A 14,241-nucleotide genomic window follows, 5' to 3' on the forward strand; every position below is an offset into this window, starting at 1 on the left:
ATATAGGCATAACCTGCGTCTAACCGTTAGACAGCAGGCTATGTCTTTTTGTGTTTCTTTTTGCTGACCACCGCTGAAAGGCGGTCAGAATATAAATTTTATCAAAGAAAGGAGTGATTGATCCATCATGGATCGACACAGACAGACGCCTTGGCACGCACTGAAACTTACGGAGGTCTATGAGACTTTACATACCTCCGAGGAAGGATTAAGTGATGCCGAGGCTGCCGAAAGGCTGGAAAAATATGGGCGCAATGCATTGCGCTCGAAACCGCCCAAAACCATTCTTCAAATGCTGAAAGCGCAGATCATTGACCCGATGGTACTTATCCTCATCGGCGCATCCGCTTTTTCCGCAATTTTACAGGAGTGGACAGAGGCGGCGGTAATCTTTATTATTGTAATCGTCAACGCCGTCATCGGTATTGTGCAGGAAAAGAAAGCACAGTCCTCTCTGGAAGCTCTGCGCAATATGAGTGCCCCAACGGCTCGGGTTTTGCGCCAGGGGGAGGAGAGCGTTATACCCGCCAGCGAGTTGGTAGTGGGTGACGTTGTGATGCTTGGCGATGGAGATATGGTTCCGGCGGACTTACGCCTGATAGATTCCGCCAGTTTGAAAGTGCAGGAGGCTTCTTTGACCGGCGAATCCGTCCCTTCTGAAAAGGAAGCAGAAGATATTCTGCCAGAAGACTGCCCTCTGGGTGACCGCAGTAATATGGCGTACACCTCAGCCATTGTCACATACGGACGAGCGACCGGCGTTGTAGTAGCCACCGGCATGGATACCGAGGTAGGTAATATCGCCGGTATGCTGGACAATCAGGACGATACGGATACACCCTTAAAGCGGAAACTGAATGCGGTTGGTAAGACTCTGACCATCGTTGGACTAATCGTCTGTGCCCTGATCTTTGCCATCGGCGCTTTCTATCAGCGCCCGCTGATTCCGCAGTTTCTGGTCGCGATTTCGCTGGCAATTTCCATCATCCCGGAAGGTCTGCCTGCCACAGCCACGATTGTGATGGCACTGGGCGTGCAGCGTATGGCAAAGAAAAATGCGTTGATTCGCAAATTGCCCGCCGTGGAAACTCTGGGTGGTGCAACTGTCATTTGCTCCGATAAAACCGGTACTCTTACACTCAATAAAATGACGGTAACACATATTGCAGTCAACGGAGATTTTGAAAACGGCACAACTACCCCGATTGAAAATGCCGCCAAACAGCATCCTGCGGTATATAGAGAATTGGTTTATGCAGCAGCTCTTTGTAATGACGCCAGCCTTGACCCAGATAGAAAGGGAGAAATCATCGGCGACCCCACAGAGGGCGCGCTGATCTATATGGCACAGGCGTTTGGAATCGACCATGAAGCCCTGGAGGATGAATATCCCCGCTTTTTTGAGCAGCCTTTTGATTCTGAGCGTAAGAGGATGACCACTGTTCACCGCATCCATGAGAAGTGGGTTTCTTATACCAAGGGTGCGGTGGATGAAATGCTGCCTCTGTGCACCCACATTCTGACTTCGGAAGGTGTGCGGCCCATCACGGGGGCTGACAAAGAAAACATTACAAAACTTTGCCTATCCATGTCGGAGGACGCTTTGCGTGTGCTGGGCTTTGCTATGCGTACCCTCACGGCACTGCCCACAGATGATGATGAGAATGTGGAATTTGACATGACTTTTGTGGGTGTGACCGGAATGATCGACCCGCCCCGAAAAGAGGTGGCCGACTCTGTACGCACCTGCCGTCAGGCGGGCATCCGAACGATTATGATCACCGGCGACCATAAGGTGACAGCCCTTGCCATTGCGAAAGAGCTGGATATTTACCGAGAAGGCAACACCGTCATATCCGGTGAGGAACTGGATACGATGACGGAAGACGAGTTGGACGATGCGGTAAAAACAACGACCGTCTTCGCCCGCGTATCCCCTGCGGATAAACTGCGTATCATCCAGAGTTTGAAACGCACTGGCGAAGTAGCGGCCATGACGGGTGACGGCGTCAATGACTCCCCCGCCCTGAAAGCAGCGGACATCGGTGTTGCGATGGGTATCACCGGTACGGATGTGGCAAAGGATGCCGCCGACATGATCTTGCTGGATGACAGCTTTACCACGATTGCTTATGCTATCAAGGAAGGCCGCCGTGTCTACCGCAATATCCAGAAGGTAATCCAGTTCCTTTTGGTTGGTAATATCGCAGAAATTCTAACCTTGTTTGTTGCAACCCTATTTAACTGGGATGCACCCCTTCTGGCCGTTCACATTTTGTGGGTAAACCTTGCCACGGCTACCTTGCCTGCCCTGGCACTGGGTGTTGATCCGGCCAGCAAGAACATTATGAAGCATAAGCCAGTAAAATCGGGCACTCTGTTTGAAAAAGATCTGGTACGCCGTGTTATTATACAAGGCATCTTTGTGGCGGCCATGACCACCTGCGCTTACTGGATCGGCGCAAGCATGGGCGGTCATGTGACCGGTCAGACAATGGCGTTCTGTGTGCTGGCCTTCTCTCAGATGCTTCGCGCTTTTAACCAGCGTTCCAATACGGAGCCTATCTGGGTGCGGGCAGAGGGGATCAACCCCTGGCTGATTATTTCCTTCGTGGTGTCCGCCCTTCTGATGGCGTGCATCCTGTTTGTCCCTGCACTGCAAAGTGCGTTCCAATTGACCTTGTTGGATGGCACACAGTGGCTGATCGTCATAGGATTGTCCCTTATGTCGATCCTGCAAGTGGAAATCGTAAAAGCGATTAAAAAACATATCCATAAATAAGTAGAAAGGCGGAGGGGTTTCCTCCGCCTTTCTAAAGCCAATAAAAGCAGGGACTACATCCAATTTTTACAGCTAAGCCGCTTCTCTATATCATCTTCTCTTATGCCTGTATCTCCGTTCCATCCTTAAAGGTCACTCGGATGTCCTTCTCGCTGTACAGCATCACAAAATCCACCAGGCTCGACCATAGCCGTTCGTCAAATTCTGCAATCGGCTTCTGCGTCTCCACCGTATGGAGAAACTGCTCCAGCAGCTTTTTGCGGTCGGCTTTATCGGAGACCGTTTGAGTTACCTCATCAAACTGTGCCTTGACCGCTTCATAGCGGCTGACCAGCCCGTTATAACGCTCGGTATACTCGTCCTGATCGAGGGCGACACGGGCATTCTCCGTCACGCACCGCTCTACCAGGCCAACCACGACCTCCAGTTCTTCCTTCAGTTCTGTCTGTCGCTTTTCCAGTTCTGCACTGTCGCACAGCATGGCGATGACCATCTGCACATTGGCAGATAATTCTTCCTTCTCTGAGAGCAGGATGTTGACTGCCCGGACGAAAGCGTCCTTGACCTGCTCCTCCGTGACATGGGGCGTGCCGCATGGCTTCCCGCCTTTGTATTTGTGGTTGCACTGGTAAATGACCCGGCGGTATTTGTCCGTGGAGTGCCAGACCTTGGAGCCGTACCAGCACCCGCATTCACCGCACTTGATTTTCGAGGAAAACATACTCACGCCGCTGTAGCGGTGCTTGTCCTTTGTCCGTCTCGCCATCTCTGCCTGGACATAATCGAAGGTTACCGGATCGATGATAGCCTCATGGTTGCCCTCCACATAGTACTGCGGGACCTCGCCCTCGTTCTTTTTTGTTTTCTTCTGGAGGAAGTCCACCGTGAACTCCTTCTGCAGGAGGGCGTCGCCCTTGTACTTCTCATTGGTAAGGATACTGCGGACGGTACTCTGGCTCCAGACTGCCTTGCCGCCAGGGGTCGGAAGTTTCCGCCCCGTCAGTTCCTTGGCGATGGCGTGGCAGGTCAGCCCGTCCAGAAATAACTTGTAAATCAGCTTGACAGTCTTTGCCTGCTCCGGATTGACCACAAAGCCGCCGTTCGGCCCCCGGTCATAGCCCAGGAACCGCTTGTAGGCCACGCTCGCCTTGCCGTCTGCGAACCGCTTCCGCTGGCCCCAGGTGGTGTTCTCCGAAATGCTCCGGCTCTCCTCCTGGGCAAGGCTGGACATGATGGTGATGAGCAGCTCGCCCTTGGCGTCCAGCGTCCAGATATTTTCCTTCTCGAAATAAATCTCCACGCCTTTTTCCTTCAGCATCCGTACCGTGGTTAGACTGTCCACGGTATTTCTGGCAAACCGGCTGACGCTCTTTGTGACGATGAGGTCAATCTTCCCGGCAAGGGCGTCCGCCACCATTGCCTTGAAGCCCTCGCGCCGCCGGGTGTTCGTTGCAGAAATCCCTTCATCCGTATAGATGGCAACAAACTCCCAATCGTCCCGCCCCTTGATGTAATTCGTGTAATAGTCCACCTGCGCCTCGTAGCTGGTGACCTGGTCCTCATGGTCGGTGGAGACGCGGGCATACCCGGCAACGCGGCGTTTCTGCTTGCTGCCGATGGGGATGGCGGTGTATTTCGTGATGGTCGCCGGAATCGCCGTTACTTTTCTTTGCGCCATTTGTCTCCACGCTCCTTCCGTAATTGCTTCATGTGTTCACTCATCTGCCGGCGCCGCTCTGGCGTATAGGCGCCCTTAATGGATTCCTTAAATTTTGCCCTCTGCTCCTCAGTCCAAGGCCGCCCCACACGTTCCGGCGGCTGCCAGTTGCGGCTTACGGTTCTGCCATCCTTAAAACAGAAGCGGAGTTCTGAAGAGGAAAGCACCTCAACTCGGTCGATCTTCTCACGAAAAGCGGCGGCGTCAAACGCATCCAGCCCAAGTACCTCTGCGGCCATCTGTTCCAGCAAATCCTCCCGCAGGCTGGGGGAATCGCAACCGTTATGCTCTGCGCACCGCCAGTGGCTGACCTTGCTGCCATCTTTGCAGTTCCGTGTTGCCTTGCGGAAATTACAGCCGCAGGATACGCACTTTATCTTCCCCGTGAAGCAGGATGCACCGATGGGATTCGTGCCGTTCTTGCGCCGTTTCATGGACACTTCAGCACGCCGCTCCGGTGTCCAGCAGTCCCGATGCCCCGTGTTCAGGCAGTCCTTTGTTACCACACAGCCATCCGCCATGTGAAACTCCAGCGTATAGCGTTCTGGCACATCGATATGGTCCACCTTTTCCAAGAAGATGGCTTCATCAAATTTATCAAGCCCCAGAACTTCCGTACAGACTTTAACCATGTTTTTGTGGTTGATGGTGCCGCCCACAGGACAGCCGGTGCCTTTCTTCTTTTTCTTCTTACTGCCACAGTTCCAGAACTCCATATCGCCCCGGTCTGTCCGCTTGTTGTGCATATAGCTCTGCCCGCAGTATGGGCATTTGATCTTTCCCGTAAAGCAGGACGTGTTCAGGCTCTTATTTGCCAGTGCGCCAAGCTCCCTGCGCCTTGCCATCTCCTCCTGTACAAAGTCAAAAGTGGCCTTGTCGATGATGGCAGGATGGGTGTCCTCCACATAGTACTGGGGAAGTTCCCCTCGGTTCTTTTTCCGCTGCTTGGAGATAGGGTCGGAGATAAACTCCTTTTGCAGGAGAAGGTTTCCCGTGTAGGTCACATTGGTCAGTACCACCTTGATGTTGGAATCCACCCAGCGGCAGCCGTCCCTGGTTGTGATGCCCTCGGCAGCAAGCTCCCGCTCGGTTTCCAACCGGGATTTCCCGTCCAGGAAGTTCTGGAATATCCGCTTTACAATTTCCGCTTCCTCCGGCACGATGACCAGTTCGTCACCCTCCCATCGATAACCGTAGATGCGGAAGTGGCCGTTGGGGATGCCGTTCTGCATCCGCTTTCGGATGCCCCATTTCACATTGTCGGAAATGCTGCGGCTTTCCTCCTGGGCAAAGGACGCCAGGATGGTCAGCATCAGTTCGCCGTCCCCGTCCATAGAGCGGATACGTTCCTTCTCGAACCGCACCTCAACGCCTAAGTCTTTCAAACGCCGCACCGTTTCCAGAAGATCCACCGTATTCCTGGCAAACCGCGAGATGCTCTTTGTCAGGATGATGTCGATCTTGCCGGCTTCGCAGTCGGCAAGCATCCGCTTGAACTCGTCGCGCTTTACCGTGTTGGTACCGGAAATAAAATCGTCTGCGTAGACCCCGGCATACTCCCAGTCCGGGTTCTTCTGGATCAGCCCGCTGTAGTAACTCACCTGTGCGGAAAGGGAGTGGAGCATCCGTTCCGACTGCATGGACACTCTGGCATAAGCGGCCACCTTTTTCTTTTCCCGGATGGCGGGAACGGCCGCTTCGATTTTTCTTAAATTCGGCATGAAATCGCCCTCCTTTCCGCTTCTATACATCACTCTAAAGGTGCGTAAAGTCAACGGATTTCGGAAAATAATGTGCCGAAAACAGGGCGGTATTTCTCCAGAAACATTGTATCGATCTGACGGTACTCTTCCTCGGAGATAAGCCCCTCTGCGAGCATCTTTCTGACCATGCTCATGGTCGCCTGGTAGAGCTTTTCATTCGTCAGCTGCTCCTTACTCATCCGCGCCACCTCCGAACCGATGCTGGATGTAGCAGGCATGGCTGCAGTACTTCCTCTCGGCGCGCCCGTAAACCGAAAAGGTCCTGCCGCAGTTTGCGCAGGTGACCCCCCGGATCGCCCTGCGGTCAACTTGATCAAGATGGGCATTCCACCACTTGTTCCTGCATTTGTCAGAGCAGAACTTTTTCTCCTTCCGACCGACGTGCTGGGCAATCGGCGCCCCGCAGCACAGGCAGTGGTGTACCCGACTTTTGGTATCCTGCTGTGGTGCTTCTGCTTTCTGTGCGTTCCTGCGGCAGAAGGATTTTACTGTATTTTCTGAGATCCCGACTTTCCGGGCGATTGCACCGTAGCCCATGCCCTGCGCCCGGAGAGCGGATACGATCATTCTCTGTTCGTTCGTCACCGCTGTCCCTCCAAATCTGTAACCTTCTACCTCTGAAAGGACAGAAGCCGGGGATTTCAGCGGATAAAAAAAAGACCCGTGCGCAGCCGACCGTCAAAGATCGATTGCACACGGGTTTTCTTGTTTCCTTATTCGGTTTTCACTGCATAGTCCAGAGAAATCCATCCTGCGCCGGACTTCAAGCGTCCCCAGCCAGCAGTGGAACCCTGGCCGGACTGGACCTCCACGATGGTAAACACGCCCTTGCCGGTAAACTTCCCGGTCTTGGCATAGTCCGTCCCCGGCCCTTTGCGGATGTTCAGATCGGAGATGCTGACCTTGACGGTAAACGGAACATCTGATGCTGTCTGCGTTGATGTGTTCGGTGTGTAGATGTTTACACCGTTATTATCGAACACGCTATATCCCGGATTGGCATCAGCGCACTTCTTGGCATTAGAGAGGATCTTGTATGCGCCTTTCTGCGATTTACTGTCAGACCATGCCTTACGGACACGGTAATAGCCCTCTGTCAGCTTTTCAGGATACTCAGTCTCGGTGCCCTCGGATGCCCCGCCGCCAAGCTGTGCTGTGACCTTTGCGGCAAGATCACCCATCCGGGCATACATCCAACTGCCCGGACAGGACTTGTTGGCAAACCAGCGATGGACAGTCAGCACCATCTCATCAGACTTCGGCTCATAACTGAGTGTCTTATCCTTATCACCCAGCCAGAGGAGCTTTTTCTTGTCGTTGCGCTTGCAGATATCCACGCAGAGCTTAATGAGCTTCTGATAGACCACATCCTTAAACGCATACGGCTCCGTGGTGTCAGACGCGCACTCAATAGTGACCGCCCGCTGGTCGTTGGCGCTGGAGGAGGAACACCAGGAGCGGTTTTGCTCCTCCACATACATTCCCACACGGCCGTCCACGCCGATGCCGTAGTTACAGCTTGCCTGTCTGGAAGTCGGCAAGAAGATATTGCCCAGCGTCTCCACCGAGCATTGCCCCACCACGCAGTGGGGCGTAATGCGGTCGATGCTGTGCGTCCGCTGCCCGGAGTGGTTTGGGCTGAGTTTCGTATAAGATACCAATGAACTGTTTGTGTAAGTCACTTAATTTTCCTCCTTTTCCGCTCTGTCATGGAGCTGTGCCAGGATGTCCTTCATCTTCTCCGGCACAGGAAGCCCCAGGTGCGCCGCGTTCTCCAAAAGGCTCACACCCTCGTTGGAGAGGTAAAAGAAGATGACCGCCGTGCGAAGGACGCTGCCTGTGCCAATCACCTGCACATCCAGGATGTTGGCGATCCCAACCAGCAGGAAGATCAGCACCTTCCGGCAGATGCCCTTAAAGCCCACCTCGCTGGACAGTTTCTTGTCCGAGATGGCGCACATCACGCCTGTGACGTAATCCACCGCCACGAATACCACCAGGGCGATGAACAGCCCATCGCAGCCGCCCAGGAAATAGCCCAGCCACCCGCCGATGGCCGCAAAGATCACCTGCGCCGTGTTCCAAAGTTCCTTCATGTTGATACCTCCGTTTCTTGAAATGGTTTTGTGTATGAAAAAAGCGGCCGCCCCGCAGGGCAGTCGCCAGTTCCCGTAAGTTATTCTGTTTGCTTCGGCAGCCATTCCCACAGCCGCATATCCTCCTGACCCAAAGACCACATACACATCCCCCGGAGCTTCCAGCGGTACGCCGCCTGGTTTGCCCAGTAGACCAGGGAATCCACGTCCTGGTAGTAGAGGATGGAAAAGCCGTCCGCGTCTCCAAGGAACAGCCGGGAGATCCAGATGTTGATGTCCTTCGGTATGACCTTTGCCGTGTAGCTCCCGCCGCAGGAAATCTCCAGAAGGTCGGAATGGAAGAAGTCATAGTCCAGGGAGATGTCCTCGCTCCGGGTGGAGGTTTCCTCCACATCGGCGGTCAGCGTGAACACCTGGAACTCCTCATCCCAGGTGCAGTTGGAACGGCTGATCCTTCCATAGCTTTTGAAGCTGCCGTCCGGCATCTCCACATCAAACCGCTCATACGGCTCGTAGGTCCAGGCGTCCCCCAGCCGCAGAAGTTCACAGACCGTGGTGTTGTCCGAGCGGTACCCGGCATAGCCCCCGGAAAAGCCGCTGGCCGCCGCCGTAAAGCGCAGGGTGTAGGAAGAACCGGAATACACCCGCACCTGGTTCCCACGGACGCGCATCTCCACCGTGTACATGGTAGGGTTGCCCCGCAGATCTGCCGCCGATGTCCTTGTAATCTCCTGGCTGTAGCTGCCAAGGAGCGTGGAACCATTGTACAGTTCCACCGCCTGGGTATCATAGTTCAGACAGCAGAACAGGCTGCCGCAGAATACGCCGGCCTTGCCGCTCCCGTTTGCCGGGAAGGCCAGCCTTGCCCGCAGATGCAGCTCCGAAAAGCCGTCATACTGCCACGCAAGCTCCCCATGCCCTTCAAGCTGGGAGTAGACACGCTCCATCGAATATTCATCCGACCGCCACACCTCGAAGGAGCCGGAGCGCACCGTCCAGTAATCCGTCTCCAGCACGCCGTAATCCTGGAAGTCCTCATACCATACAAGCGCCGAGTCCGGCTTCCTGCGGAGCATCTCCAGCGTCAGCTTGAAGCCTTTGTCAGGGACAGCCATATTGCCGTCCACATCCTTAAAGCTCCTGGGCGCAAGGGCGAAAGTGGCCTCCCCGGCGGTAGGTTCCTCGGAAAAAGCCGAGCAGACCCGGAAGCCGTAAAACTGGACGCCTTTGGCATCCACTGAAATGGTAATGGTGTGTGTCCCGGCCGAAAGCGTTACGCCGCTTGCGAGGGACGCCCAGAAGGTACTCCGCCAGTACGGCCACCACAGGCGGCTTTCCGTGAAGTGCTTTGTGCTGCCGTCCAGCGCCGCATAGATGCCGTTCTTGTCCCAGAAGGGGTAGCAGAGCCGCACCGCCACATCGTAAGTTCCCGCCGTGTTCACGGAAAAGCTGTAGGTCACCGAGCCGTTATCGCCCAGGGTTGCGATACCGTTTTCAATGGAGACAATGCCGGACGCGCTGGAGTAGCCGTCAGCGTCCCGGTCGATGAAAATAGTTCCGAACTCGGTTTTCTGCTCCTTGCCGTAGGCAGTCAGGTAGCGCCTGCGGTTGTATGTGTCCGCAAGCTGAGGGTACTCGCGGGAAACTGCGTCCGCTCCTTCCATGTAATCGTAGACATGGGGAAAGGCGTAAGGCACCTTGTCATAATCATCCCAATAGGCCACGATAGGGAGAAAGGGCTGGGGCGGCGCGTCACCTGTGAAGTTGTACGCTCCCGTCATCCAGTACCTTGCGGCGTAGTAGGTGTTGGAAACGCCCCGGTAGGTCTCGCCCAGGTTCTCCGGCGTATCGTAAATCTGCCAGTTCCAGCCGTAGGCCGGCATTCCCAGGAAAATCTTATCCGGGTCCATGACCTGGGTGGCGTAATCGTAGATGCCCTCCAGCCAGCTTCTCGGAGAAACCGGCCCCGGCGCGGAGCCTGCCCAGGCCATGCCGTAGCTCATAATAGACGCCGTGTCACAGTAGGCATCGAGGTCCCCGTAGACACACCAGTTCTCGCCGCCCACCGAGCCATTAACGGAAGTCATCCCCGGCAGGCAGATGTTCATGTGCTTCGTGGCATCGTAATTCTTTACCGTATTGTAGATGTTCTGGAACATGGCGGTTGACGCGGCATGGGTGGAGTAGCCGTCCCCTCGTTCCAGGTCAATGTCGATGCCGTCACACCAGGGATACTTCTCCATGATGCGGATGATCTCCGAAAGGAACATCTCCTGCGCCCCGTTTGTGTTGTCCCGCAGGGCGCGGAAGATGCTGTTCGCCCCGTCGTTTGCCACCGTCAGCAGCCACTTGATATGGGGCCATTTGTTGATGTAGGTGAGCATATCCGAAATCGCCACGCCGCTCTCGTAAATCTCCCCGGTGGCCCGCACCTTAAAGGAGAACAGCCCGATCTGGCTGATTATGAGGGTGTTTCTTAAAATTTCTTATTTTTTGTTGATGCTTGAAAAAGCGATATTATATAATAAAACTATCAAATACCTTTACATTGAGGTGAAATTATGCGGCATAAGGAAGTGGGCAAAGCTCAAATTTTGATGGTAGATGATGAAGCAGAAATCCGTGAAGTCATAAAAATTTTACTTGAAAGTGAAGGATATGAAGTATTGGAAGCAGAAACAGGAGAATTGGCACTAGCAAAGTTCAGCTTGTCTACTGATTTAATTATCTTGGATATCAATATGCCTGGGGTATCTGGTTATCAGGTGTGCCAAAAGATCCGCAGTATATCAAATGTCCCTATTTTATTTCTGACAGCAAAAACACAAGAGTCAGATCTTCTCATGGGATATACAGTCGGAGGAGATGACTATTTATCAAAACCATTTTCCTATTCTGAATTACTCGCTCGCGTAAAAGGATTGCTGCGCCGCTATACTGTATATCAAGGGAAAAATATTCAAACCCGAAGATCTGAGTATTTAGAATGGCAGAACATCCGATTGAACTATGATAGGAATAATGTTTATAAGGATCAACAAGAATTGAATCTTACCAATACTGAATATAGAATCCTACGATTATTGCTATCATGCCCTCGACAAACATTTTCTGCTCAGAATATTTATGAATCGGTATGGAGTGAACCATATTTTCCTGGAGCAAATAATACAATTATGGTTTTTATACGAAAACTAAGAGAAAAGATAGAGGAAAATCCAAAAAATCCGAAAATCTTAGTAACAGTCTGGGGAAAGGGGTATCGTATTGAGTAAAAAAATAAAGCTAAATAATAAGCTTAGTTTCCATTTTTTCTTAATATCACTGCTCTCGCTCCTTACTGCTTTCGTAGGCTATTATCTTGTATCAGATATACTAGCAAATTGGGTTTTCGAAAGTGATAAATTTTGCTCTTATTGGGAGTCAAAAAGCAATGATGCCATTCAGCACTTACAAGATTACATTACTCTAAATCATTTATCTGTCGAGGATGTTATTATAAACTCTGAGTGGCATGAACAAATTTCAGACATTCTTTTGTTTATTCAGCCCTTGCAGAACAACGACTTAATTAAACAAGATCCTGATTTATGTGATGAGGATATCATTCAATGTGCTGATGGAACTGTTCATGCGGTTTTTTATTCCCCCGGTTATGTCTATTATGCTTGGTGGAATATAGTGGGGATTCTATTTGGGTTTATTTGTTTTTTCAGTATCTTAATTCCATATGTGTTTTTTACATTCAGGAGAATACAAGATTTATATAAGCAAGTCGCAATTTCTATTAGCAATGATGATTATGAAATTCAAATTAGCGGAAATGATGAAATTGCAGAGTTAGGAAATGAGATCAATGCGCTGAGACAAACTTTAATAAACGCCACAATCCAAGAAGCATCCATTCGAAAAATGAATTATCAATTAGTTGCATCATTATCGCACGATATTCGAACTCCTCTCACAAAACTGATTGGGTATTTAGAGGTGCTGCGATACGCAAAAACAGATTCTATTGCATACTTAGAAAAAACTTACGAGAAGGCAATGCAGTTGAAGTCTCTAATAGATCAATTATTTTATCAATTTTCTACTTCCCCTTTAACAAATATTGATCCTTTTAGCCAGGTAAATGGATATGAATTATTTAGCCAATTACTTTATGAATGGTGTTGTGATTTGCAAGCTGAGGGGTATCATATTGTTCAAGATGCTGTACCATATGGTGACTATTCTATTCAAATTCGTCCAGATGATATCTATCGCATTTTTGACAATATCTTTTCAAATATAAAAAAGTATGCAGATATGAAGCATCCCATCAAAATACAAATCTACAAAAACAATCATCATGTTAAATTACGATTCACGAACTACAAAAATTTTATCTGCGCAGAAAACAGCCATAAGATTGGTCTTATGAACATACAGTCATTGATGAAGGAAAATCATGGATATACCGTAATAAATGATGATAATGAAAAATTCGCCATAGAAATCATATTCAGTTTGCAAATTCCGTAATGAGCGTAGTCAGCCAGCAACAATTACATCGAGTTGTTCAATGTCCCTACACAAGAAGGCTGTGTATATTTTCCAGATATTTCTTCATATCCAATAAAAATTGCTCTTTCTCCGTTCCTTTGTAAAGAAATCTATGCAATAGAAAAAGCCCGATTTAATTATCGGGCTTTTATTATTGGTATATTTACGTATAATCTTCGATCGGGGCCAATTCAGTTATTTTGTTAGCTCCATCTAGTTCTGCATAATACGCATCTATCGTATGTTTCCAGTCGTCGGTATATGTAATATATCGAAGGACTGGATATTGTTCTGTTGAGTCGAATACTTGGATTTCAGCTGTATTTTTCTCTTGAGAAATCAGCTGCTTCCCTGTTCCATCTTTGTTGATTCTATATAGCCGTGCAGAATCATCTAAGTTAGCAAAATAAATATGATTGTCTGTAACTACAATCCTATCCATTACCGGCGTATCTGACACTAATGTATTTTCGCTGCCATCTGGCTTTATTCTCCAAATTTTAGACGTAGTATCAGGTTCTTTGAGTCCAGCATAATAGATATACTCTCCATCATAGATCGGGCAAAAAGATGTCATATCATTGATTCTTAGATCATCATTCGTTTCCATATTAAAAATGTGAAGCGCTGATCCATCTCTATCATCTTGATATAATATCTCGTCTCCAAAAACAAAAAAGAAAAATACCGGTTTGCTTATGATTTTTTCAATATTGGAACCATCCAGGTCACATCTATAAAGATTATACATATCCTCACTTGTGACGTCTGGGCTCACAACTCCATCGTAGTAAATATTCACATAGTATATTTTGTCATTGACAATTTGAAATGGCCCATAAGACGAAGAGACTTTTTCTTTATTGTCTCCGCTCATGTTCATTTTGTAAATGCCTATGTTTCCTTTATCGCTGCCGATAGAGTAGTACAAAATTCCATCTGAAATAGTGATGTATCTAGCATATCCGTAATCTAAAACTGTGAACTCGCTTAGATCTTTTCTCATCTTTACAAAATAGGGTTTTCCATCTGAATTATAACTTTTGCAATACAGCCAATCGCCTTGTATGTATGCACCAGCCCCATTCTGCTTTTTATTTTGTTCATTTAGGTTTATATAGCTCGACTTATTCGCATCTTCCGGAGGTGTGAGCGGAGCTCTTATATCCATGTTTTCAGATTCAGAACTGTCCTGAGTCTCTTCAGGTGCGTTGCTAGACTCTGATGTTTCAACCTGAACATTTGTTTCTGGTTGCGAAGAACATCCAAATGTACAACAAAGTAATGCCAATAATAATATAAAAAATATCTTTTTCATCATCGTCCTTAGTCGAATAG

General features: G+C 50.0%; 11 protein-coding genes. 4 read left to right on the forward strand and 7 right to left on the reverse strand.

What is annotated here, in order from left to right:
- The first annotated feature begins 127 nt into the window (after window positions 1–127).
- On the forward strand, window positions 128–2,782 hold the full coding sequence (locus tag B5D52_RS06385) for a cation-translocating P-type ATPase (protein ID WP_016146783.1): 2,655 nt from the start codon (window positions 128–130) through the stop codon (window positions 2,780–2,782).
- 100 nt (window positions 2,783–2,882) lie between these two features.
- On the opposite strand, the gene B5D52_RS06390 is transcribed toward B5D52_RS06385, so the two are convergent.
- From B5D52_RS06390 to B5D52_RS16225, 3 genes are read right to left on the reverse strand one after another with little or no spacing between them, the layout of a single operon-like run.
- On the reverse strand, window positions 2,883–4,460 hold the full coding sequence (locus tag B5D52_RS06390) for a recombinase family protein (RefSeq protein ID WP_016146784.1): 1,578 nt from the start codon (window positions 4,458–4,460) through the stop codon (window positions 2,883–2,885).
- A complete protein-coding gene (locus B5D52_RS06395; RefSeq protein WP_016146785.1) occupies window positions 4,442–6,220 on the reverse strand; it encodes a recombinase family protein in 1,779 nt (592 codons plus the stop codon). The genes B5D52_RS06390 and B5D52_RS06395 overlap by 19 nt, the downstream gene beginning before the upstream one ends.
- Window positions 6,221–6,270: 50 nt before the next feature.
- Window positions 6,271–6,480 (reverse strand): SHOCT domain-containing protein, encoded by a 210-nt coding sequence (locus B5D52_RS16225; protein ID WP_178139594.1) that lies wholly within the window; start codon window positions 6,478–6,480, stop codon window positions 6,271–6,273.
- On the opposite strand from B5D52_RS16225, the gene B5D52_RS16740 reads away from it, so the two are divergent.
- On the forward strand, window positions 6,479–6,763 hold the full coding sequence (locus tag B5D52_RS16740) for a hypothetical protein (RefSeq protein ID WP_330365054.1): 285 nt from the start codon (window positions 6,479–6,481) through the stop codon (window positions 6,761–6,763). The two genes, B5D52_RS16225 and B5D52_RS16740, sit on opposite strands and share 2 nt — an antisense overlap.
- A 212-nt stretch (window positions 6,764–6,975) precedes the next feature.
- Here the strand turns inward: B5D52_RS16740 and B5D52_RS06405 are convergent, their stop codons facing one another.
- The 3 genes from B5D52_RS06405 to B5D52_RS06415 all read right to left on the reverse strand — a co-directional run bounded on the left by B5D52_RS06405 (window position 6,976) and on the right by B5D52_RS06415 (window position 10,742).
- A complete protein-coding gene (locus tag B5D52_RS06405; protein WP_016146788.1) occupies window positions 6,976–7,944 on the reverse strand; it encodes an N-acetylmuramoyl-L-alanine amidase in 969 nt (322 codons plus the stop codon).
- Window positions 7,945–8,358, reverse strand: a complete 414-nt coding sequence (locus B5D52_RS06410; RefSeq protein ID WP_016146789.1) for a phage holin family protein — start codon at window positions 8,356–8,358, stop codon at window positions 7,945–7,947.
- 80 nt (window positions 8,359–8,438) lie between these two features.
- Entirely contained in the window at window positions 8,439–10,742 is a 2,304-nt protein-coding gene (locus tag B5D52_RS06415) for a glycosyl hydrolase family 18 protein (RefSeq protein WP_278246314.1), read from the reverse strand.
- 177 nt (window positions 10,743–10,919) lie between these two features.
- Between B5D52_RS06415 and B5D52_RS06420 the strand changes: the two genes are divergently transcribed.
- Together B5D52_RS06420 and B5D52_RS06425 are read left to right on the forward strand one after the other, a co-directional pair.
- Window positions 10,920–11,633 (forward strand): response regulator transcription factor, encoded by a 714-nt coding sequence (locus tag B5D52_RS06420; RefSeq protein WP_016146791.1) that lies wholly within the window; start codon window positions 10,920–10,922, stop codon window positions 11,631–11,633.
- Window positions 11,626–12,882 (forward strand): HAMP domain-containing sensor histidine kinase, encoded by a 1,257-nt coding sequence (locus B5D52_RS06425; RefSeq protein WP_016146792.1) that lies wholly within the window; start codon window positions 11,626–11,628, stop codon window positions 12,880–12,882. The genes B5D52_RS06420 and B5D52_RS06425 overlap by 8 nt, the downstream gene beginning before the upstream one ends.
- A gap of 184 nt (window positions 12,883–13,066) precedes the next feature.
- Here B5D52_RS06425 and B5D52_RS06430 read toward each other — a convergent pair whose 3' ends face one another.
- Complete coding sequence (locus B5D52_RS06430; RefSeq protein WP_078689145.1) at window positions 13,067–14,224, reverse strand: DUF5050 domain-containing protein; 1,158 nt, start codon at window positions 14,222–14,224, stop codon at window positions 13,067–13,069.
- Window positions 14,225–14,241 lie beyond the last annotated feature (17 nt).

Source organism: Butyricicoccus pullicaecorum DSM 23266, assembly GCF_900167005.1.
GTDB lineage: Bacteria > Bacillota > Clostridia > Oscillospirales > Butyricicoccaceae > Butyricicoccus > Butyricicoccus pullicaecorum.

What these genes read in the sequence shown, in the direction of transcription:
- B5D52_RS06410 (WP_016146789.1), bottom strand. Translation starts at nt 8,358, where the DNA reads ATGAAGGAACTTTGGAACACGGCGCAGGTGATCTTTGCGGCCATCGGC.
- B5D52_RS06395 (WP_016146785.1), bottom strand. Translation starts at nt 6,220, where the DNA reads ATGCCGAATTTAAGAAAAATCGAAGCGGCCGTTCCCGCCATCCGGGAA.
- B5D52_RS06390 (WP_016146784.1), bottom strand. Translation starts at nt 4,460, where the DNA reads ATGGCGCAAAGAAAAGTAACGGCGATTCCGGCGACCATCACGAAATAC.
- B5D52_RS16740 (WP_330365054.1), top strand. Translation starts at nt 6,479, where the DNA reads ATGGCTGCAGTACTTCCTCTCGGCGCGCCCGTAAACCGAAAAGGTCCT.
- B5D52_RS06415 (WP_278246314.1), bottom strand. Translation starts at nt 10,742, where the DNA reads ATGCTCACCTACATCAACAAATGGCCCCATATCAAGTGGCTGCTGACG.
- B5D52_RS06420 (WP_016146791.1), top strand. Translation starts at nt 10,920, where the DNA reads ATGCGGCATAAGGAAGTGGGCAAAGCTCAAATTTTGATGGTAGATGAT.
- B5D52_RS06385 (WP_016146783.1), top strand. Translation starts at nt 128, where the DNA reads ATGGATCGACACAGACAGACGCCTTGGCACGCACTGAAACTTACGGAG.
- B5D52_RS16225 (WP_178139594.1), bottom strand. Translation starts at nt 6,480, where the DNA reads ATGCCTGCTACATCCAGCATCGGTTCGGAGGTGGCGCGGATGAGTAAG.
- B5D52_RS06430 (WP_078689145.1), bottom strand. Translation starts at nt 14,224, where the DNA reads ATGATGAAAAAGATATTTTTTATATTATTATTGGCATTACTTTGTTGT.